Annotated in this window: 19 protein-coding genes; 7 read left to right on the top strand and 12 right to left on the bottom strand. The window is 71.1% G+C overall.

Annotation, left to right across the window (positions count from 1 at the left end):
* Positions 1 to 52: 52 nt before the first annotated feature.
* Together ASE68_RS07660 and ASE68_RS07655 are read right to left on the bottom strand one after the other, a co-directional pair.
* Positions 53 to 409: a hypothetical protein gene (locus tag ASE68_RS07660; RefSeq protein ID WP_055856988.1), complete on the bottom strand. Its 357-nt coding sequence runs from the start codon at positions 407 to 409 to the stop codon at positions 53 to 55.
* 117 nt (positions 410 to 526) lie between these two features.
* Positions 527 to 1,387: an LLM class flavin-dependent oxidoreductase gene (locus ASE68_RS07655; protein ID WP_055856987.1), complete on the bottom strand. Its 861-nt coding sequence runs from the start codon at positions 1,385 to 1,387 to the stop codon at positions 527 to 529.
* A 93-nt stretch (positions 1,388 to 1,480) separates the two neighbouring features.
* Between ASE68_RS07655 and ASE68_RS07650 the strand changes: the two genes are divergently transcribed.
* On the top strand, positions 1,481 to 2,134 hold the full coding sequence (locus ASE68_RS07650; protein ID WP_055856985.1) for a heme oxygenase (biliverdin-producing): 654 nt from the start codon (positions 1,481 to 1,483) through the stop codon (positions 2,132 to 2,134).
* Between the two features lie 219 nt (positions 2,135 to 2,353).
* Positions 2,354 to 3,097: a DedA family protein gene (locus ASE68_RS07645; protein WP_369800085.1), complete on the top strand. Its 744-nt coding sequence runs from the start codon at positions 2,354 to 2,356 to the stop codon at positions 3,095 to 3,097.
* 118 nt (positions 3,098 to 3,215) lie between these two features.
* Here ASE68_RS07645 and ASE68_RS07640 read toward each other — a convergent pair whose 3' ends face one another.
* The 4 genes from ASE68_RS07640 to murI are packed head-to-tail and all read right to left on the bottom strand — an operon-like array spanning position 3,216 to position 6,439.
* A complete protein-coding gene (locus ASE68_RS07640) occupies positions 3,216 to 4,151 on the bottom strand; it encodes a cation diffusion facilitator family transporter (RefSeq protein WP_055856977.1) in 936 nt (311 codons plus the stop codon).
* A 58-nt stretch (positions 4,152 to 4,209) separates the two neighbouring features.
* Positions 4,210 to 4,839, bottom strand: coding sequence for an RdgB/HAM1 family non-canonical purine NTP pyrophosphatase (gene rdgB / locus ASE68_RS07635; RefSeq protein ID WP_055856970.1), 630 nt, complete (start codon positions 4,837 to 4,839; stop codon positions 4,210 to 4,212).
* Positions 4,836 to 5,597, bottom strand: coding sequence for a ribonuclease PH (gene rph, locus ASE68_RS07630; protein WP_055856968.1), 762 nt, complete (start codon positions 5,595 to 5,597; stop codon positions 4,836 to 4,838). The genes rdgB and rph overlap by 4 nt, the downstream gene beginning before the upstream one ends.
* Entirely contained in the window at positions 5,594 to 6,439 is an 846-nt protein-coding gene (gene murI / locus ASE68_RS07625) for a glutamate racemase (protein ID WP_055856965.1), read from the bottom strand. Before murI ends, rph begins: the two co-directional genes overlap by 4 nt.
* Positions 6,440 to 6,524: 85 nt before the next feature.
* Here murI and ASE68_RS07620 point away from each other — a divergent pair, with 85 nt between their 5' ends.
* Positions 6,525 to 7,844: a nicotinate phosphoribosyltransferase gene (locus ASE68_RS07620; protein WP_082462108.1), complete on the top strand. Its 1,320-nt coding sequence runs from the start codon at positions 6,525 to 6,527 to the stop codon at positions 7,842 to 7,844.
* An 84-nt stretch (positions 7,845 to 7,928) separates the two neighbouring features.
* Here ASE68_RS07620 and ASE68_RS07615 read toward each other — a convergent pair whose 3' ends face one another.
* The 3 genes from ASE68_RS07615 to ASE68_RS19825 all read right to left on the bottom strand — a co-directional run bounded on the left by ASE68_RS07615 (position 7,929) and on the right by ASE68_RS19825 (position 11,818).
* The gene (locus tag ASE68_RS07615; protein ID WP_055856962.1) at positions 7,929 to 8,216 is read right to left on the bottom strand and encodes a DUF3039 domain-containing protein; all 288 of its coding nucleotides are present in this window, start codon (positions 8,214 to 8,216) and stop codon (positions 7,929 to 7,931) included.
* A 108-nt stretch (positions 8,217 to 8,324) separates the two neighbouring features.
* Complete coding sequence (locus tag ASE68_RS07610; RefSeq protein WP_235480788.1) at positions 8,325 to 9,899, bottom strand: hypothetical protein; 1,575 nt, start codon at positions 9,897 to 9,899, stop codon at positions 8,325 to 8,327.
* Positions 9,875 to 11,818, bottom strand: a complete 1,944-nt coding sequence (locus ASE68_RS19825; protein WP_235480787.1) for an ABC transporter ATP-binding protein — start codon at positions 11,816 to 11,818, stop codon at positions 9,875 to 9,877. The genes ASE68_RS07610 and ASE68_RS19825 overlap by 25 nt, the downstream gene beginning before the upstream one ends.
* Positions 11,819 to 12,067: 249 nt before the next feature.
* Between ASE68_RS19825 and ASE68_RS07600 the strand changes: the two genes are divergently transcribed.
* Positions 12,068 to 12,760 carry an NTP transferase domain-containing protein gene (locus ASE68_RS07600; RefSeq protein WP_055856960.1) on the top strand — a complete coding sequence of 231 codons (693 nt, stop codon included), beginning with the start codon at positions 12,068 to 12,070 and terminating at the stop codon, positions 12,758 to 12,760.
* 100 nt (positions 12,761 to 12,860) lie between these two features.
* Here the strand turns inward: ASE68_RS07600 and ASE68_RS07595 are convergent, their stop codons facing one another.
* On the bottom strand, positions 12,861 to 13,409 hold the full coding sequence (locus ASE68_RS07595) for an ECF transporter S component (RefSeq protein ID WP_055856957.1): 549 nt from the start codon (positions 13,407 to 13,409) through the stop codon (positions 12,861 to 12,863).
* A gap of 75 nt (positions 13,410 to 13,484) precedes the next feature.
* Here ASE68_RS07595 and ASE68_RS07590 point away from each other — a divergent pair, with 75 nt between their 5' ends.
* The 3 genes from ASE68_RS07590 to ASE68_RS07580 all read left to right on the top strand — a co-directional run bounded on the left by ASE68_RS07590 (position 13,485) and on the right by ASE68_RS07580 (position 16,153).
* Positions 13,485 to 14,297 carry an ABC transporter permease gene (locus ASE68_RS07590; RefSeq protein ID WP_055856954.1) on the top strand — a complete coding sequence of 271 codons (813 nt, stop codon included), beginning with the start codon at positions 13,485 to 13,487 and terminating at the stop codon, positions 14,295 to 14,297.
* Complete coding sequence (locus ASE68_RS07585; protein ID WP_055856951.1) at positions 14,297 to 15,070, top strand: ABC transporter ATP-binding protein; 774 nt, start codon at positions 14,297 to 14,299, stop codon at positions 15,068 to 15,070. The genes ASE68_RS07590 and ASE68_RS07585 overlap by 1 nt, the downstream gene beginning before the upstream one ends.
* 75 nt (positions 15,071 to 15,145) lie before the next feature.
* Positions 15,146 to 16,153, top strand: coding sequence for a hypothetical protein (locus ASE68_RS07580; RefSeq protein ID WP_235480786.1), 1,008 nt, complete (start codon positions 15,146 to 15,148; stop codon positions 16,151 to 16,153).
* A 13-nt stretch (positions 16,154 to 16,166) separates the two neighbouring features.
* On the opposite strand, the gene ASE68_RS07575 is transcribed toward ASE68_RS07580, so the two are convergent.
* Complete coding sequence (locus tag ASE68_RS07575) at positions 16,167 to 17,462, bottom strand: CDP-glycerol glycerophosphotransferase family protein (RefSeq protein WP_055856948.1); 1,296 nt, start codon at positions 17,460 to 17,462, stop codon at positions 16,167 to 16,169.
* Positions 17,463 to 17,582: 120 nt separating this feature from the next.
* Entirely contained in the window at positions 17,583 to 18,428 is an 846-nt protein-coding gene (locus tag ASE68_RS07570) for a glycosyltransferase family 2 protein (RefSeq protein WP_055860932.1), read from the bottom strand.
* Positions 18,429 to 18,475 lie beyond the last annotated feature (47 nt).

Below are 18,475 nucleotides of genomic sequence, written 5' to 3'. Positions count from 1 at the left end.
ACGAACGAACGAACGAACGAACACGCACGAACGAACCGAAACGGCGCGCGCCTCAGCGGCCGGCGCGGATGATGCGCGCGAGCGCCCACCCGATGGCGGAGATCAGTGGCGCAGCGACGATGATCAGCGCGATCGGGTTCGCACGGAACCGCAGGCCGTCGGGTCCGCCGACATAGGCGCCGATCGGCACCGCGTAGCCGCCTCCGCCGCCACCGCTGCCCTCGCCCCGGCCCGCGGGCCCGTTGCCGTCATCGGGGCTCTCGCCGGAGCCCTCGCCCCCGCCGAAGCCGAAGGCGACGAGCGCCACCGGGATGATCTCGTGCCCGTGCAGCGTCGTCTGCTCGCCGTAGGCCAATTTCGCGCCCCACGAGGGCACGGACTCGGCAAGTCGTTCGGTGATGTTCGTCATGGCTCGACCGTACGCTCGCGCCCCCGGTGCCGTCACCCCCTCTTCCGCCGAGAGTCTCCCCAAGTCACTCGATGACGAGCGGATGCGGCGCGATCCTCACCGAGGATGAGCCGTGACTCAGGCCCGAGGCGGCCCGGCCGCGAGTCGCGCCCTGGCGTACGCCTCGATGCCGTCGGACGGCACGTTCCAGTCGGCCTCGAGCCACCACGTCGCGCCGGCCTCGGCCCACGGACGCACGACCGCGGCATCCGCCTCGGCATCGACGCCGGGGGTCGAGCCTTCCTGCACGACGTCGAACGGCCGGTCGGCGAGACCGAGGCGCTCGCGCTCGGCACGGATCCACGCGACCGCCTCGGCGGCCACCTCGGGAGTGAATCCGGGCGAGCCCGGCGCGAGCTCGGCACCGGGCGGAGCGAAGTTCGGCAACCAGCCGTCGTAGCGGGCGACGCGCCTCATCGACCTTGGCGCAGGCCAGACGCCGACGACCCAGATCGGGATGCGCGGCTGCTGCACGGCGGCGGGCGGCAGCATGCTCTCGGTGCGCGTCGCGCGGTAGTGCCGCCCCTCGTGCTCGAACGGTTCGCCGCGCCAGAGCTGCTCGAGCAGCTCGAGCGACTCGTCGAGGATCTCGGCCCGCTCGCGCCGGCCCGGGTCGGACTCGAAGAGCCAGAAGCGCGGCTCGACCGATTCGGGCACGCCGAGGCCGGCCGAGAGGATCACCCGTCCCTTCGAGAGCCGGTCGACGGTCATCGTCTGCCCGGCCAGCTCCCACGGGCGGCGTCTCGGCACGGGCGTCAGCATGGTTCCGAGCCGGATGGTCTCGGTCTTCACGGCGGCCGCGGCGAGGGTCGCCCAGGGGTCGGTGGCCCAGATGCCCTCCCAGACGAAGAACCCGTGCCAACCGTGGGCTTCGGCGAGGGAGGCGAGCTCGACCGCCAGTTCGGGATCGTCGCCCGTGTAGATGAACCCGTATCGCATAGCGCGACGGTACCGGCGACCGCCGACATCCTGCAGCGCCGGTCAGCCTGTAAGGTGAGCCTTACCTGATTTCCGTTACGAAGGACGCGCCCGATGACCATCGCTCCCCCCACCGAGTCCGCGACCGCCACCGAGCCCATCGATGTCGCGGCGCTGGTTCGCGCCGCCACGGCAGAAGACCACCGCAACGCCGAGACGCGCGGGTTCGTCACGCGGCTCATGGGCGGAGAGCTCTCGCTCGACGACTACACCCGCTACCTCGCCCAGTTCGCCTGGGTCTACGAGGCGCTCGAGGAGCGCGGCAGCCGCGAGGGCGACGGCGAGGTCTTCGACCCGAAGCTGGCACGACTGGCCGCGATCGAGTCCGACCTCGCAGCGCTGGGCGCGGCCGACTGGCGCGAGACCAATCCGCCGCTGCCCGCGACCGCCGCGTACGCCACCCACCTGCGCGCAGTGTCCGACGACGACGTGCGCTACCTCGCGCACCACTACACGCGCTACCTCGGCGACCTCTCGGGCGGCCAGGCCATCGCCGCGCTCGTGGGCCGCCACTACGGCGCGACGCCCGAGCAGCTGAGCTTCTACGACTTCGGCCTCGGCGCCGAGGGCCCCGTGCGCTACAAGCGCCGCTACCGCGACGCCATGAACGCGCTCGCGCTCGACCCGGTGCAGGTCGACGTGCTCATCGAGGAGGCGAAGGCCTCCTTCCGCCTCAACGGCGCGATCTTCGAGGACCTCGCGAAGTAACGGCTCCCCGCTCGACGCCTCGGCGCCGCGGCATCCGCCCTCGAGGTCGGATGCCGCGGCGCCGTCGTCTGCCCCCTCGGTACGACGCGCCTCATCCCCGGGGATGATTTCAGGGTCCGCACCCAGTCGGCGCCCGCATCGGCTCGGTAGACTGCATCGACACCACGCCGCCTGTGATCCGGCACTCGCCGTGTCCGACGACAGGAGCACGATCCCGTGATCAACACCGCACTCATCCCCTGGCTCGACCCCGAGACGATCATCGGCGGCGCCGGCCCGTGGGCCCTGCTCGTCGTGTGCGGCATCGTGTTCGCCGAGACCGGGCTGCTGGTGGGCTTCCTGCTGCCCGGCGACACGCTGCTGGTGATCTCGGGCCTGCTCACGCACACGTCGTTCGTGTTCGGCGTCGACATCTGGTGGGTCTGCCTCGCCATCGGATTCGCGGCGTTCATCGGCGGCGAGGTCGGCTATCTCATCGGCCACAAGGCCGGCCCGACGATCTTCGAACGCAAGGAGTCGGGCATCTTCAGCGTCAAGAACGTCGAACGCACGAACGCGTTCTTCGAGCGGTTCGGCGCGCTGGCCATCATCCTCGCCCGCTTCGTGCCGGTCGTGCGCACGTTCGCCCCGGTGGCCGCCGGCGTCGGCCACATGAACTACCGCAAGTACACGCTGTACAACCTCATCGGCGCACTCATCTGGGGCGCGGGCCTGACCTACTTCGGCTTCCTCATCGGCTACATCCCGCCGGTCGCCGACTTCGTCAAGGAGTACATCGACCTGATCCTGCTCGCCGCGGTGGGCGGCACCGCCGCCGTCACGCTCTGGCACTACCTGCGCGAGCGGTCCAAGGCCAAGAAGGCCGAGCGGGCGGGCGAAGACGTCGTCACCGACGAGACCGAGGCCGAACACCTCGTGCTCGACCCCGAGGTCTTCGACCGGGGCCCCGAAGAGCAGCGCTGACCCGACTCGAGCGGCTCGCCTGCACGCTCCGATGACGGATGTCGCGGTGCGGCGAGGTCGCCGGTGAGCAGGTCGATGCGGCGCACGGCGCAAACCCCCGTCCGGCGGATGCCGCCGCTCAGCGGTGCGTGCCCTGCTCCTGGTCGGCACGGCCGGCGGGCTCGAGCTGGAACGTGGAGTGCTCGACGTCGAAGTGCGCGGCGAGGCATCCGCCGAGCTCGTCGAGGAGTTCGCCCGTGCGACCCGATGCGAACACCTCGGGCTCGACCTCGACGTGGGCCGAGAACACGGGCTGACCCGAGGTGATCTGCCAGACGTGCACGTCGTGCACGGCGACCACGCCCGGCGTGCCGAGCAGGTGCTCACGGATCTCCGCGACATCCGTGTCGACCGGGGCCGACTCGAACAGCACGTGCACGACGTCGCGCAGCAGCGAGATCGCGCGCGGCACGATGAGCACCGCGATGCCGATCGAGGCGATCGGGTCGGCGGCGTCGAACCCGGTGAGCACGATCACGAGGGCCGCGATCATGACGAGCACCGAGCCGATCATGTCGCCGAGCACCTCGAGGTACGCGCCGCGCAGGTTGATCGAGTCCTTCGCGCCGCCCCGCAGCACGAGCATCGCGGCGATGTTCGCGACGAGACCCGCGGCGCCGACGATGAGCATGCCGCCGCCGGCGACCTCGTGGGCCTCGCCGGCCGCGCCCGAGACGAGTCGGGAGATCGCGCCGATCGCGACGGTCACGGCGACGACCACGAGGATCACGCCGTTCACGAGCGCTCCGAGCACCTCTGCGCGTCGGTACCCGTAGGTCTGGCGGTCGGTCGCCGGACGTGCCGCGACGGTCGCCGCGATGAGTGCCACGACGAGGCCGATGAGGTCGCTCGACATGTGGCCGGCGTCGGCCAGCAGCGCGAGCGACCCGGTGAGCGCCGAGCCGACGACCTGCACCACGAGGAACACGCCGATGATGGCGATCGCGATCCAGAGCCGGGTGCGATTCGCCGCGCCATGGGCGTGGCCGTGCGAGTGATCGTGTGAGTGCGCCATCACGTCAAGCGTATGCGGCGTTTGCCGGCCCCGCCCGTGATGGGAATGAGTCGCGTTCTCAGGCCTCGGGCTCGCCCACCAGCCCGGCGACGCGCTCGAGCTCCGGCAGCAGCTCGACGAACGCGAGCGCCCGGTGGCTCTTGGCGTTCTTCTCGTCGGGCGTCAGCTCGGCCGCCGTGATCTCGTGGCCGTCGGGCTCGAAGATCGGGTCGTAGCCGAAGCCGTGCGACCCGCGCGGCTCGTATGCGACCGTGCCGCGCCAGCGACCCTCGGCCACGAACTCCGTGCCGCCGGGGATCAGCCCGTCGGGCACGACCAGCGCGATGGTGCACCGGAACTCCGCACCGCGGTTCGGGCGCGCGAGATCGGAGAGCTGGTCGAGCAGCAGGCGGCGGTTCGCCTCGTCGCCGGCCCGGTGACCGGCCCACCGTGCCGAGAGGATGCCGGGGGCCTCGCCCAGCACGTCGACGACGATGCCGGAGTCATCGGCGAGCGAGATGCGTCCGGTGTGCGCCGCCGCCGCACGCGCCTTGAGGAGCGCGTTCTCGGCGAACGTCACGCCGTCTTCGATCGGCTCGGGTCCGTCGTAGGAGACGACGGCGACGTGCGGCATCCGCTCGCCGATGATGCGCTGGAACTCGCCGACCTTGTGCGCGTTGTGGGTCGCGAGGACGATCTCGAGGCTCACGCGTTCGCCCGGGCCTCGGCCAGCACGGCACGCTGGATCTCGGTGAGCGACGCGGTGCCGCCCAGCGCCAGGTCGAGCAGCGCGTCGAGCTCCCGGCGGTCGAACGGCGCGCCCTCCGCGGTGCCCTGCACCTCGACGAAGAGGCCGCGACCGGTCGCGACGACGTTCATGTCGGTCTCGGCGCGGGAGTCCTCGGTGTACGCGAGGTCGAGCATGGGCGTGCCGGCGACGATGCCGACCGAGATCGCCGCGACCGAGTCGATGAGCGGCTGCGCCTTCTGGCCGATGAACTTCTTGCCGCGCGCCCACTCGATCGCGTCGGCCATGGCGACGTACGCGCCCGTGATCGCCGCCGTGCGGGTGCCGCCGTCGGCCTGCAGCACGTCGCAGTCGATCTGGATCGTGTTCTCGCCGAGGCCCTTCATGTCGACGACGGCCCGCAGGCTGCGGCCGATGAGGCGGCTGATCTCGTGGGTGCGCCCGCCGATGCGGCCCTTCACGGCCTCGCGGTCGTTGCGCGTGTTCGTCGCGCGCGGCAGCATGGCGTACTCGGCCGTGACCCAGCCCTTGCCGCTGCCCGACATCCACCGCGGAACGCCGTTCGTGAAGCTCGCCGTGCAGAGCACCTTGGTGCGGCCGAACGAGATGAGCGCGCTGCCCTCGGCGTGCTCGCTCCAGCCGCGCTCGATGCTCACCTCGCGAAGGTCGTCGGGTGCGCGGCCGTCGGCGCGGACGATGGGGGCTGGTGCCTCGGTCATGCGTTCTCCTGTCGAAGTCGTACCTGGTCTGGAATGGTGACCGCGCCCGTCTCGACGAGCTCGACGCTCGGGATCTCGGGGGCGATGAGTCGGTGCGCGAGGTCGAGGAACGCGCTCGTGGAGCCGCCCGTCGCCTCGTAGCGGTAGGTGGGCGGCATGGCCGACCGACGCTCCATGTCGTTGCCGACGAGCACGCGGTACACGTCGTTGGCGGTCTCGACGTCGCTCGAGACGAGCGACACGCGCTCGCCCATGACGTACGAGATCGCGCCCTTGAGGAACGGGTAGTGCGTGCAGCCCAGCACCAGCGTGTCGACGTCGGCGGCGCGCAGCGGTGCGAGGTACTCCTCGGCGACCGCGAGCAGTTCGGCGCCGCTCGTGACACCCGCCTCGACGAACTCCACGAACCGCGGGCAGGCGACCGTGTGCAGGTCGAGGTGGGGGGCCGCGGCGAACGCGTCGTCGTAGGCGCGCGACGAGATCGTTCCGGCCGTGCCGATGACGCCGACCCGCCCGTTGCGGGTCGTCGCGACCGCACGCCGAACGGCGGGCTGGATCACCTCGACCACGGGCACGTCGTAGCGCTCGCGCGCGTCGCGGAGCATCGCGGCGGATGCCGTGTTGCAGGCGATGACGAGCATCTTCACGCCCTGCGCGACGAGGTCGTCGAGCACCGCGAGCGCGTAGCCGCGGACGTCGGCGATGCGCTTCGGCCCGTAGGGCGAGTGCTCGAGGTCGCCGATGTAGAGGATCGACTCGTTGGGCAACTGGTCCTTCACGGCTCGGGCCACTGTGAGCCCTCCGACGCCGGAGTCGAAGATCCCGATCGGTGCATCCGTCACGACAGTCCAGCTTAGGCGAGTCGGTCGCGCGGCGAGTCCGCCGGGCGAACGCCGCGTCGCGGCATCCGTCGGTAGGCTGATCGACGTGACCGGGTCCTCAGCACTGCTCACCGACCGATACGAGCTCACCATGGTGGATGCCGCGTTGCAGAACGGCACCGCGCACCGGGAGAGCCTCTTCGAGGCGTTCGCGCGCCGCCTGCCCGACGGGCGCCGCTACGGCGTCGTCGTCGGCACAGGGCGGCTGCTCGAGCTCATCACGGAGTTCCGCTTCGAGGAGGCCGAGCTCGAGTGGCTTCGCGCCAATCGCGTCGTGCGGCCCGAGACGCTCGACTGGCTCGCCGACTACCGGTTCCGCGGCGACGTGTGGGGATACCGCGAGGGCGAGGTGTACTTCCCCGGATCCCCGCTGCTGACGATCCAGGCGACCTTCGCCGAGGCGGTCATGCTCGAGACGCTCGTGCTGTCGACGCTGAACTTCGACTCGTCGGTCGCGAGCGCCGCCGCACGCATGGTGTCGGTCGCGCTCGGGCGCCCGCTCGCCGAGATGGGTTCGCGCCGCACCGGCGAACGCTCTGCAGTGGCCGCCGCCCGCGCCGCGTACATCGCCGGGTTCGATGCGACCTCGAACCTCGAGGCCGGCCGCACCTGGGGCATCCCGACCATGGGCACCGCCGCGCACGCGTTCACGCTGCTGCACGACTCGGAGGAGGAGGCGTTCCGCGCGCAGGTCGAGGCCTTCGGCCCCAAGACGACGCTGCTCGTCGACACGTACGACATCCGGCAGGGCGTCGAGACCGCCGTGCGCGTCGCCGGCACCGAGCTCGGCGCCGTGCGCATCGACTCGGGCGACCTGCCCGCCGTCGTCGCTGGCGTGCGCGACCAGCTCGACGAGCTCGGCGCCGTCGGCACGCGCATCACCGTCACGAGCGACCTCGACGAGTTCACCATCGCCGGCCTCTCGGGGTCTCCCGTCGACGCCTACGGCGTCGGCACGTCCGTCGTGACCGGCTCGGGCTCCCCCGCCGCCGGCATGGTGTTCAAGCTCGTCGCCCGTCGCGACGACGCCGGCGACTGGGTCCCGGTCGCGAAGGCCTCCGTCTCGAAGGCGAGCGTCGGCGGCCGCAAGAACGCGGCTCGGCGCCTCGACTCCACGCGCACGGCCCGCGAGGAGCTCGTGTTCATCGGCGATGGCCCGGGCGGCGAGGCGGAGTTCGAGCCGGGCACCCGGCTGCGCCCGCTCATGGTTCCGCTCATGACCGGCGGGGTCGCGGATGCCGCCCACCTCGGGCCAGAGGGCACCGCGGCGGCCAGGGCGCACCGCGCAGAGGTCATGCAGGAACTGCCGATCGAGGCGTTCCGGCTCGGACGCGGCGACGCCGCGATCCCGACGACGTACCGCTGACCGGAGTCCGGCACCGGGCCTCGGACGCCGGTCGTCGCGGTCCTCGCGGTGCTCGCCCGCGCGGAACTCGGCTGGAGCGGGCGCTCAGCCCTTCTTCATCTGCTCGTAGATCTCTTTGCACGTCGGGCACACCGGGAACTTCTCGGGGTCGCGCCCGGGCGTCCACTTCTTGCCGCAGAGCGCCTTGACGGGCTTGCCGGTCATCGCGGACTCGAGGATCTTGTCCTTCTTGACGTAGTGCGAGAAGCGCTCGTGGTCGCCCGGCTCGATGGCCTCGTCTTGAAGCAGCTTCTCGAGTTCGCGGTCGAGCACCGAGGTGGCTCCGCCAGGGGCGTCTGGATCGGCGATGCTGGCGTTCACGGACTTGATCATGGGTCGATTCTACGGCCAGCGATGCGCACCCCGCCCGGTCGTCGCCGATGCGACGACCGACGCGCCGCGACGACGCGGATGCAGTAAGCGACCGGCTGCGAGCACGGGTCAGGCGCGGAGCGCGGCGCCCAGGATCTCCGGCCCGCGCCGGTCGAACACGCGGCCGCCGGCGAGGACTCCGATGACGAGCACGAGCACGCCCGCCGCGGTTCCGGCGATGAACGAGATCGCGTGCCACTTGGCGTCGCCCGTGAGCCCGAGGTAGGCGAAGTACACGGCGGGGGCCGCGACCAGGAGTGATCCGAGCATCGTGATCGACTGCACGAGCGCCGAGATCGCGCCCGTCGACTGCGGTTGCTGGAACGGGGAGTCGCCGGGCTTGACGGCCGGGTACGGGAACCGCGCCGAGCCGATGGAGCCGACGCCGAGTCCGCCGAAGAGCAGCGCCGTGCTGACGCCGATGAGGGAGGGCAGCACGGTGTCGTCGTCGATCGCGATCATGGTCAACGCGGCGCCGACGCCGATCACGAGCATGCCGCCGATGAGCACCGGGATGAGCCGGCCGAGCCGGTCGGCCCTGCCGCGCACGCCGGAGACGACGTGCAGCCAGACCGCGGTGCTGTCGTACGCGGTGTCGTTGTGCAGGGTCCAGCCGAGCAGCAGGCAGAGCAGCGGCACCGGGATGAGCGCGGTCACGGTCAGCGGGAATCCGGCGAGCGTGAGCGGCACGAGCACGATGAGCGGCACGAGCGGCAGCATCACGATCGACACCCAGTAGCGCGCGTCGCGACCCCAGTAGGTGAGGCTACGCGCGGCGATCGCACCTGCGGCGGTGCCCGGCATCCGATCGAACCATCCGAGGCCCCGGTACTGCTTCGCGGATGCCTCGCGGCCGGGGGTGACGAGCATGCGGGCGACGAGCGCCTGCCAGCCGAGCCAGAGCACGGCGAGGCTCGCCGCCGCGATGAGCAGCTTCGCGATCGCGACGAACCAGAGGCCGGCGGCCGCATCGCCCGGAACCGCGAACGCGGCGCCGAGCGGCGTCCAGCCGAGCACGTTGGCGAGCCCCTCGAGGAAGAGGAGTCCGTCGGTCTGCCAGTCGAGCGTCACCAGCACCACGATGACCGGCGAGAGCAGCACGAGCACGACGAGGCCGAGCACACCCCCGATCTCCTTCGCGCGGCGGGTCGCGAGCAGGAGCGACGCGACCGAGGTCGCGACCCGCGCCACGAGGAGGCACGTCGCGAATGCGAGCGCGGCACCGAGGATCGCGAAGATCACCTCGCCGACCCCGCGCGACCAGGTCACGATGGTGCCGAGCAGCACGATGCCGAGCACGATGGCCGGGATGCCGATCATCGCCGAGAGCGCGAGACCGAGCGCGAGCGTGCGATCGGGGATGCCGAACAGCGCGAACCGCCGCGGATCCATGGTGTCGTCGGTGCCGAACAGCAGCGGGAAGACCACGAAGCCGATCATCGTCAGGCTTCCGGCGACGATCAGGCCGTCGCGCACGAGCGTCACGTCTTCAACGGCGCGCAGCCCGACGAGCGCGCCGAACAGCAGCACCGACATCACGAGTCCGTACACGATGCCGAGCGAGATGCCCACGATCTGCCACGGGCTTCGCTGGAAGATGTTGCCGAGCAGCCGCAGCTTCAGTCGGAGAAACTGTGCAACCACTCCATGCCCTCCGCTGCCTGGCGCCCACCGGCGAGTTCGACGAATCGGTCCTCGAGCGTCTGCCCGGCGCGCACCTCGTCGAGGGTTCCGGATGCCAGGACGCGCCCGCCGACGATGATCGCCGCCGAGTCGCACACCCGCTCGATGAGGTCCATGCCGTGGCTCGAGAGCACGACCGTGCCGCCGCCCGCGACGTAGCGCTCGAGGATGTCGGTGAGGTTCGCCGCCGAGACCGGGTCGACCGACTCGAACGGCTCGTCGAGCACGAGCAGGCGCGGCGCGTGGATCATGGCGCAGGCGAGCGCGATCTTCTTCGTCATGCCCGCGGAGTAGTCGGCGACGAGGCGGTCGATCGCATCGTCGAGCCCGAAGGCCGCGATGAGGTCGGCGCTGCGCTCGCGCACCGTGCGGTTGTCGAGGCCGCGCAGGGAACCGGAGTACGAGAGCAGCTGCCCGCCCGTGAGCCGGTCGAAGAGGCGCAGCCGATCGGGCAGCACGCCGGTGGCGCGCTTCGCCGCCAGCGGGTCGGCCCATGCGTCGATGTCGTTGATGTGCACGGTGCCCTCGTCGGGGCGCAGCAGGCCGGTGATCATCGAGAGCGTCGTGGTCTTGCCTGCGCCGTTCGGTCCGACGATGCCGTAGAACGACCCGGCGCGCACGTCGAGCGAGATGTGGTCGACCGCGGTGTTGCCGCCGAAGTGCTTGACGAGGCCGTCGACCGCGAGCACGCGGGGTGCGTCGGCGGGCGGTGCCGACCTCGCCACCCGGAGCGTGCGCTTCTTGCGCGGCGTGGCCTTGGTCGGCGCAGCGATGACCGCGACGGCGACCGCCGTCTCGCCGACGGTGTCGGTGTCGGTGTCGGCCGTCTCGACGACGGGCACGGCCTCGTCCGGCGCGAGCTCGACCGGGGTCTCCGCGACCGCTTCGGCTTCGGCCTCGACCGGCGCTTCCTCGACCGGCGCTTCCGCAACCGGTGCTTCCGCAACCGGTGCTTCCGCAACGACTGCAGCTGCGGCAGCGGCAGCGACGATCGGCGCCACCTCGGCCGGCGCATCGACGACGGACTCGGGCTCGGGGGCGGGCTCGGGCTCGGGCTCGGGCTCGGGTGCGACGTCGGCTGACGGCGCGACGACGACGGGAGCGGCCTCCGCGATCGGCGCCACCTCCACGACGGGGGCGGCCTCGTCGACGGGGGCGGCCTCCACGACCGGCGTGACGATGACGGGCGCGAACTCGACCGGCAGCACCTCGTCGACGGTCTTGCGCGGGGTGCGTTCGGCGGCGGTGGTCTCGGTCGTCATCGCCGCCGCGACGCGCTGCGTCTGCCGCTGCTTCGCCGCCGCGGATGCGGCCCTGGAGCGAGCGGTGGGAGCCTCGGTCTTCGCCGCGGTGCGCGCAGTGCGCGCGGACTTCGCGGCATCCGTGCGCGCCGAGGCGGCACCGGCCGAAGCAGCCCGCGACGCCGCGGTGCGCTTCGAACCAGCCGACTCGACGCCGCTCTCTTCGGCCTCGCCCGAGGCCGCCTTCGCTGCGGCGCTCTTCGCGGCTGCGGCCTTCGCGGCGGTCGACTTCGCAGCCGTGGTCTTCGCAGCCGTGGTCTTCGCGGCAGCGGCCGGCGCCTTCGCAGCGGTCGTCTTCGCGGCCGGCGCCTTGGCAGGCGTGCCCTTGCTCGCCGCCCGCTTCGCGGGCGTGGTCTTCGCTGGAGCGCCCTCGGCTTCGGGGCCGTCGGCAGGAGCGCTCTTGGCCGATGCAGCGGCCGTTCTCCTGGCCGGCGCGCGCTTCGGCGCCGCCGCCCGGGCGGGCTCGGTGGCGCCGTCGCCCGCGGCGCGCTCGTCGGATGGCCCCCGGTCGGCAGACACCCCCGTGCCCGTGCCTTCGGGAGCTTCGTCGTCGTATTCGGAGCGCGAAACAGAAGTCACCACGCAAACCTATCAACGCCTGGCGGTCCGGCGCGCGTGTACGACGCTCTCACCGGCCGGGCACGCTGTGGATCTCCTGTGCGCCGCATCACGATCGCGCTACGAAGCGTGAGATCATTCAGCCAACCGTTATCGGCGCCCGCTACGCTGATCACGGCATAAAGGTGTGTCTTCAACAGATCTTCCGGATGAACTGCGTGTTAAATCTCGACACCGAGGCCGCGGCATCCGACTCTCGAAGGAGCAGCAATGACCACCCAGATCGTGATTCTCGCGGCCGGCATGGGGAGCCGGCTCGGGCGTTCCCTCCCCAAGCCGCTCACCGAGCTCAGCGACGGCCGCACCATCATGCGCCAGCAGTTCGACAACATCGAGCACGCGTTCGGCGCGGGCACCGATGTGACGATCGTCGTCGGCTACAAGCTCGAGCACATCATCGAGGCGTTCCCGCAGGCGTCCTTCGTCTACAACGAGGAGTACGACCAGACGAACACGTCGAAGTCGCTCATGCGCGCCCTCGCGGCCTCGCAGGCCGGCGGCGTGCTCTGGATGAACGGCGACGTCGTCTTCGACCCGCGCATCCTCGACCGCGCACTGCCGTACATCGCCCGCGACCAGTCGTTCGTCACGGTGAACCACGCCAAGGTCTCCGACGAAGAGGTGAAGTACACGATCAGCGCCGAGGGCTACGTGAAGGAGCTCTCGAAGACCGTCAAGGGCGGACTCGGCGAGGCAGTCGGCATCAACTACATCTCGAGCCGCGACAAGGCCACGTTCCTCGCGCACCTGCGCCGCGTGGGCGACCAGGACTACTTCGAGCGCGGCCTCGAGCTCGCCATCGAGAAGAACGGCCTGCTCGTCGAGCCGATGGACATCACCGACCTCTACGCGGTCGAGATCGATTTCGCCGAAGACCTCGAGCGGGCGAACCACTTCGTGTGATCGCATGTCGGCGTTCGCACGACGCCGACGATGCAGTTCGACACAGCAGTGAAGAGCGGATGCCACCGGCATCCGCTCTTCGCATCTCTGGCGCGCTCGGCTACGGCGTCTCGCCGGCCGACTGCGCGACGCCGGCCCGTGCGAGCCTCGCCGCGATGAGTCGGCCGATCCACGTGAACGCGACGGGACTCAGCACCCAGAGCGGCAGGGCGATCGCCCACGCCCACACGGTGTAGTGCTCGGCGCCGAGGCCGATGAAGACACCGATCGCGAGCACGACGCCCGAGAACACCGCGGCGATGTAGAACATCCACGGACTCCAGCGCCGGTAGCGCGTGATGAGGAACGGCACCTCGATGAGCGCGCCGACGAGCAGCCCGGTGCCGACGAACCGGCCGATCCACCACGGCGCGAAGACGGCGCCCACGAGCCCCGCGATCACGCCGGCGAGCACCGCGGTGCCTGGCCGTTTGAGCAGTGCCAGCGCGACGATGCTGGGCAGGAAGTGGGCGCCGACCGTGATGCCGTAGAACAGCGGGCCGAAGGCCGCGAACGCCGCGGCGAGGTAGCCGGACGCCCCGGCGACGAGCCCGCCGCCGACGCCGATCGCCGCGCAGCTCAGCAGGACACGGGTGGTTGTACGCCGCACGACGCTCCTCTCAGGGGCGCCGCAGACGGCGCCGCTCCAAATCTACCGTCGCCGGGCATCTACGATGAGATCGTGATGAGCACCACCTCGGTCGCGTACGGCGACGCCCACCCGCTGCAGCGCACCCGGTGGTCCCGCTATCGGCACTCCCTCTGGCTGCTCACCACCCGCGACCTCAAGGTGCGCTACTCCACGTCGGCCCTCGGCTACGTGTGGTCGGTGCTCGACCCGCTCGTGATGGCCGGCATCTACTGGTTCGTGTTCACCCAGGTCTTCGACAAGGGCGTCGGCACCGACCCGTACATCGTGTTCCTGCTGTCGGCGCTGCTGCCGTGGATGTGGTTCAACGGCGCGATCTCCGACTCGACGCGGGCGTTCCTGAAAGACGCGAAGCTCGTGCGGTCCACGATGATCCCGCGCACGATCTGGGTGAACCGCATCGTGCTCTCGAAGGGCATCGAGTTCCTGCTCGCCCTGCCGGTGCTCGCGCTCTTCGCGATCGTGTTCCACGCGCCGGTGACGTGGAACCTGCTGCTGTTCCCGCTCGCGATCGCCATCCAGGCCGTGCTCACGGCGGGCGTCGCCCTCATCGTCGCGCCGCTCGTCGTCTTCTTCCGCGACCTCGAGCGCGCCGTCAAGCTCGCCCTCCGCTTCCTGTTCTACGCGTCGCCGATCATCTACGGCGTCGCCGACCTGCCGAGCCAGCTGCACGTGTGGGCCGCGTTCAATCCGCTGTCCGGCATCTTCGGCCTGTACCGCTCGGCGTTCTTCCCGCAGGAGCTCGACTGGTTCGACGTCGTCATCGCCGCACTCATGTCGGGCGCGATCCTCGCGGTGGGCCTGCTCGTGTTCCGCGGCAGCGTTCGCCAGGTGCTGAAGGAGATCTGATGACGGATGCCACTGCCACCGCGCTCGCGCACGACGAGCCGTACGCGATCCGAACCGAGGGCCTCGGCATCCGGTTCCGCCGCAATCGGCGCGGCCGGCGCTCGTTCAAGGACCTGCTCGCGGGCCGCCGCCGCCGCACCCGCCCCGACGAGTTCTGGGCGCTGCGCGACGTGTCGATCACGGTGCGCCCCGGCGAGGCGATCGGGGTCGTCGGCCGCAACGGCCAGGGCAAGTCGACCCTGCTGAAGCTCGTGGCCGGCGTGATGATCGCCGACGAGGGCACCGTCGAGGTCACCGGGGGCGTCGCCCCGCTCATCGAGATCACCGGCGGCTTCGTCGACGACCTCACCGTGCGCGACAACGTGTACCTGACCGCCGGTCTGCACGGCATGACGCGGCCGCAGATCGACGAGAAGTTCGACGAGGTCGTCGACTTCTCGGGCGTCGGCGCCTTTCTCGACACGCCGTACAAGCACCTCTCGAGCGGCATGAAGGTGCGCATCGCGTTCGCCGTCATCGCGCAGCTCGAGGAGCCGATCCTGCTCGTCGACGAGGTACTCGCCGTCGGCGACAAGGCGTTCCGCGAGAAGTGCTACGCCCGCATCGAGGAGCTGCTCGCGGGCGGCCGCACGATGTTCTTCGTGTCGCACAACGAACGCGACCTCCGCCGGTTCTGCACCCGCGGCCTCTACCTCGACGGCGGTGCGCTGCAGCTCGACGGCCCGATCGGCGACGTGCTCGACCGGTACAACGCCGAGTACGGCACGACCTGAACCGGCGTCCTGCCTGACTCGCGGCATCCGCGCAACCCCCGGCGCCGCCCCAGCGCGCTCACGTATCATCGCCGCATGCCCGAACGCGTGTACGACATCTCCTCGATGGACGGCTCCATGCCGTCCGAGCCGAACGCCGAACGCGACGGCGCGCAGCCCGGGGAGACCCGCGTCTCCGACCAGCCGTCGGGCGTCGATCGCGGCATCGACCTCGTGCTCTCGATCCAGCGGCCCGTGGTCGTCGCGCACATCCGCAGCATCCGTCGCCGCGCCCCGCTCGCGACCCCCGAGCAACTCGTGCGCATGCTCGAGCGGCGCTACCTCGCCGCCGTGACGACGGGCGGGGCCGCGGTCGGTGCGACCGCCGTGATCCCCGGCATCGGCACGGGCGTGACGCTCGCGCTGTCGGGCCTCGAGACCGCCGGGTTCCTCGAGGCGACCGCGCTGTTCGCGCAGTCCGTCGCCGAGGTGCACGGCATCGCCATCGACAACCCCGATCGCGCCCGCGCACTCGTGATGACCCTCATGCTCGGCCGCGAGGGTGTCGACCTCGTGCGCCAGTTCGCGGGTCAGGCGGGCGGCAAGGGCATCGCCCGCGACGCGTACTGGGGCGAGCTCATCACGAACGGACTCCCCCGCGCGCTCATGGGCCCCGTCGTCGACCGCCTCCGCGCCACCTTCATCAAGCAGTTCGCCGTCAAGGGCGGCGCCGGCATCATCGGCAAGGCGTTGCCGTTCGGCATCGGCGCGGCCATCGGCGGCACCGGCAACCACCTGCTCGGCCGCAAGGTGCTGCAGCAGTCCAGGCTCGCGTTCGGCCAGGCGCCCGCCCGGCTGCCGCTCGTGCTCGAGCCCTCCGAGTCGACGCCGCTGCTGCAGGCGACCGGCGCCCGGCTCGCACGGGTCGGCCTCTCGGTCGGCGCCGCGGCCACGGCGACGAGCCGCGGCATCCGCACGGCCACCGCGCGCCTCACCCGCCGCGAGGCCAAGCCCGACGAGACGGCGGATGCCGCGGCTTCCGCCCTCGAAGCCGAACCCGGCATCGAGCCGACCGAGTCGAGCCCGCCGACCGCCGACCGCTGACCGCTGGCCCAGGTCAGCCGAGCGGCTCGACCTCGTCGTCGTCGGCCTCTTCGTCGTGCTCGTCGATCTCGCCGTCGGCGGCGTGGATCGCGGCGAAGCGCTCCCATTCGGCCATGAGGTGGTCGACCGCGGCATGGAACCGCTCGGTCGTGACGCCGGGCGTCGTGTCGCCGAAGTAGCGTTCGACCCAGAACCCGAGGCGCTCGAGTGCGGCCGCGTCGTGCGCGACCTCGTCGACGCGCGTGACGAGCGCCGCGGGATCGGTCGCGAAGAGCCATTCGCAGGCCTGCAGGTAGCCGCTCGTGTCGATCTGCGCCGCCGGGTTCGCCGGGCGGGTGATCAGCAGCGGCTTGCCGGCGGCGAGCCGGTCGTAGACCATCGCCGAGATGTCGACGATCGCGACGTCGGCCGCCGCGAGCTGCCAGCCGAGCTTCGGCCCGTGGTCGTAGAAGTGCTTCGCCGACGGATCGGCCGCGTTGGCCGTCGCGAGCGCCTGGATGATCTGCTGGTTCGCGGCGCCGTAGGCGGGGTCGACGACGCCCGAGCGCGGATGCGGGCGGTAGATCACCCGATGGCGGCCCGTCGCGATGAGGCCCTTCACGAGGTTCACGCCGTGCGTGGCGACCGACCCGTAGGCCGCGGCGTCGCGGTCGCCCTCCCAGGTGGGCGCGTACAGCACGACCTCGCGCCCGTCGGGCGTGTACGGCAGCTCGGTGCCGTCGAGGTAGTGGTCGGCCTGCGGACGCCCGATCGGGATCGCCCGCTTGTCGAAGTCGTAGTCCCAGAGCACCTTGTCGAGGCGGGCCCTGGCCGCATCGCCCGCGATCAGCGCGTAGTCGTAGGCCTTGAACTGGTTCGTCGTCATGTACATCTTGTCGGACTCGCCGTGGTTGATGAACACGTGCCAGCGGCGGCCGTACCGCATCATCTGGAAGTTCTTGGCGTTCTGGTTGACGTAGAAGATCACGTGCAGGTCCTGCTCGTGCACGACCCGCTCGAGGTCGGCGACGCGACGCACGTAGGCCACCGGCAGCGGAGACTCGTCGAGCAGCTTCAGCGCGGCGCCCGAGGCACGGCTGAGCAGCAGCACGGGGTGCCGCTCCGCGAGCTCGGCGAGGGGGGCGTACCACTGACGCAGCTGATAGAGGTTGACCTGGCCGTCGGCGAAGTACACGCCGACCCTGAACCGGTGCGGTTCGAGCGGCGGCTGCTCCTTGAGCTTCGTGCCGAGTGACCGCTGCGCCCGTCGCGACCAGATGATCTCCTTGGCCAGCTTGACGGCGCGGCGCGCATCTCTTCTCAATCCCACTCGGCAAGGGTAGCGAGGCGCGCCTGATCGGATGCCGCAGACGGCCGCCCGTTCCGCGACCGAGAGCCGATCGTTACCCGCGCCGACGGCCGCTCGGCCGACGGCAGCTCGGCCGACGATTCAGACGACGGGAGGACGCCCGGCGAGGGTCATGCGCCACACCGTGCGCCAGCGCATCGGACGGCGCTCCCCCGGGTTCTCGCGCCAGCCGGCCCGCCAGCCGCCGAACCACGCCTTCAGGGCCGCCGGCTGCCTGGCCCACCGCAGCACCTGGATGGCGGTCCATGATCCGACGTAGAACGGCACGAGCACGAGCGGGAGGTTGCGCCGAGCGAGCCACACGCGATTGCGGGCGTTGAGCCGGTAGTAGTAGGCGTGACGCGCCGGATCGATGACCGGGTGAGCGGCCTCGAGGTCGCCCGCGTACCAGGCGACGTGCCCGGTGTCCCAGACCCGCCACGCGAGCTCGATGCCCTCGTGCGCGTAGAAGAAGGGGTCGGCCCAGCCACGGGCGGCGTCGAACACGCGACGGGGCATGAGCACCGCGCCCTCCCAGCACGAGAACACGGGAGAGGAGTGCGCGGGGTCTCCCTTGCGGATGCGCGGGATCCATCGACGCGGCGACGCGAGCCCGGTGGGGTCGACGACGCGCGGCTGGATGAGGCCGAGCTCGGGTCGCTCGGCGAGCATGCGGCATCCGTCGCTCAGGAAGCCGGTGCTCGGCAGGAACGCGTCGTCGTCGAGGAAGAAGAGCGTGTCGCCCTCGACCTCGGGCACGCCCGCGTTGCGCCCCGCGGGGATGCCGAGGTTCTCGGGCAGGTGCAGGGTCTTGACGCCGTCGGGCAGCGCCGGGTGCGCGGTGGCCGGGTCCCAGCCGTTGCCGACGCACACGACGTCGACCTCGACGTCGCGCTGGTCGAGCACGCTCCGGATGCCGCGCGCGAGGTCGTCGGGCCGCTTGCCCATGGTGAGCACGACGACGCCGACGCGAGGCAGGACGACCTCGACGCGAT

It is taken from the genome of Agromyces sp. Leaf222, assembly GCF_001421565.1.
Classification (GTDB): Bacteria; Actinomycetota; Actinomycetes; order Actinomycetales; family Microbacteriaceae; genus Agromyces.
This window is presented reverse-complemented; position numbering and strand designations above follow the sequence as displayed.

Bases quoted from the DNA above. Each gene is read 5' to 3' on its own strand.
- ASE68_RS07660 (WP_055856988.1), bottom strand. From the start codon at position 409: ATGACGAACATCACCGAACGACTTGCCGAGTCCGTGCCCTCGTGGGGC.
- ASE68_RS07655 (WP_055856987.1), bottom strand. From the start codon at position 1,387: ATGCGATACGGGTTCATCTACACGGGCGACGATCCCGAACTGGCGGTC.
- ASE68_RS07650 (WP_055856985.1), top strand. From the start codon at position 1,481: ATGACCATCGCTCCCCCCACCGAGTCCGCGACCGCCACCGAGCCCATC.
- ASE68_RS07640 (WP_055856977.1), bottom strand. From the start codon at position 4,151: ATGGCGCACTCACACGATCACTCGCACGGCCACGCCCATGGCGCGGCG.
- rph (WP_055856968.1), bottom strand. From the start codon at position 5,597: ATGACCGAGGCACCAGCCCCCATCGTCCGCGCCGACGGCCGCGCACCC.
- ASE68_RS07615 (WP_055856962.1), bottom strand. From the start codon at position 8,216: ATGATCAAGTCCGTGAACGCCAGCATCGCCGATCCAGACGCCCCTGGC.
- ASE68_RS07600 (WP_055856960.1), top strand. From the start codon at position 12,068: ATGACCACCCAGATCGTGATTCTCGCGGCCGGCATGGGGAGCCGGCTC.
- ASE68_RS07590 (WP_055856954.1), top strand. From the start codon at position 13,485: ATGAGCACCACCTCGGTCGCGTACGGCGACGCCCACCCGCTGCAGCGC.
- ASE68_RS07585 (WP_055856951.1), top strand. From the start codon at position 14,297: ATGACGGATGCCACTGCCACCGCGCTCGCGCACGACGAGCCGTACGCG.
- ASE68_RS07580 (WP_235480786.1), top strand. From the start codon at position 15,146: ATGCCCGAACGCGTGTACGACATCTCCTCGATGGACGGCTCCATGCCG.
- ASE68_RS07570 (WP_055860932.1), bottom strand. From the start codon at position 18,428: ATGGGCAAGCGGCCCGACGACCTCGCGCGCGGCATCCGGAGCGTGCTC.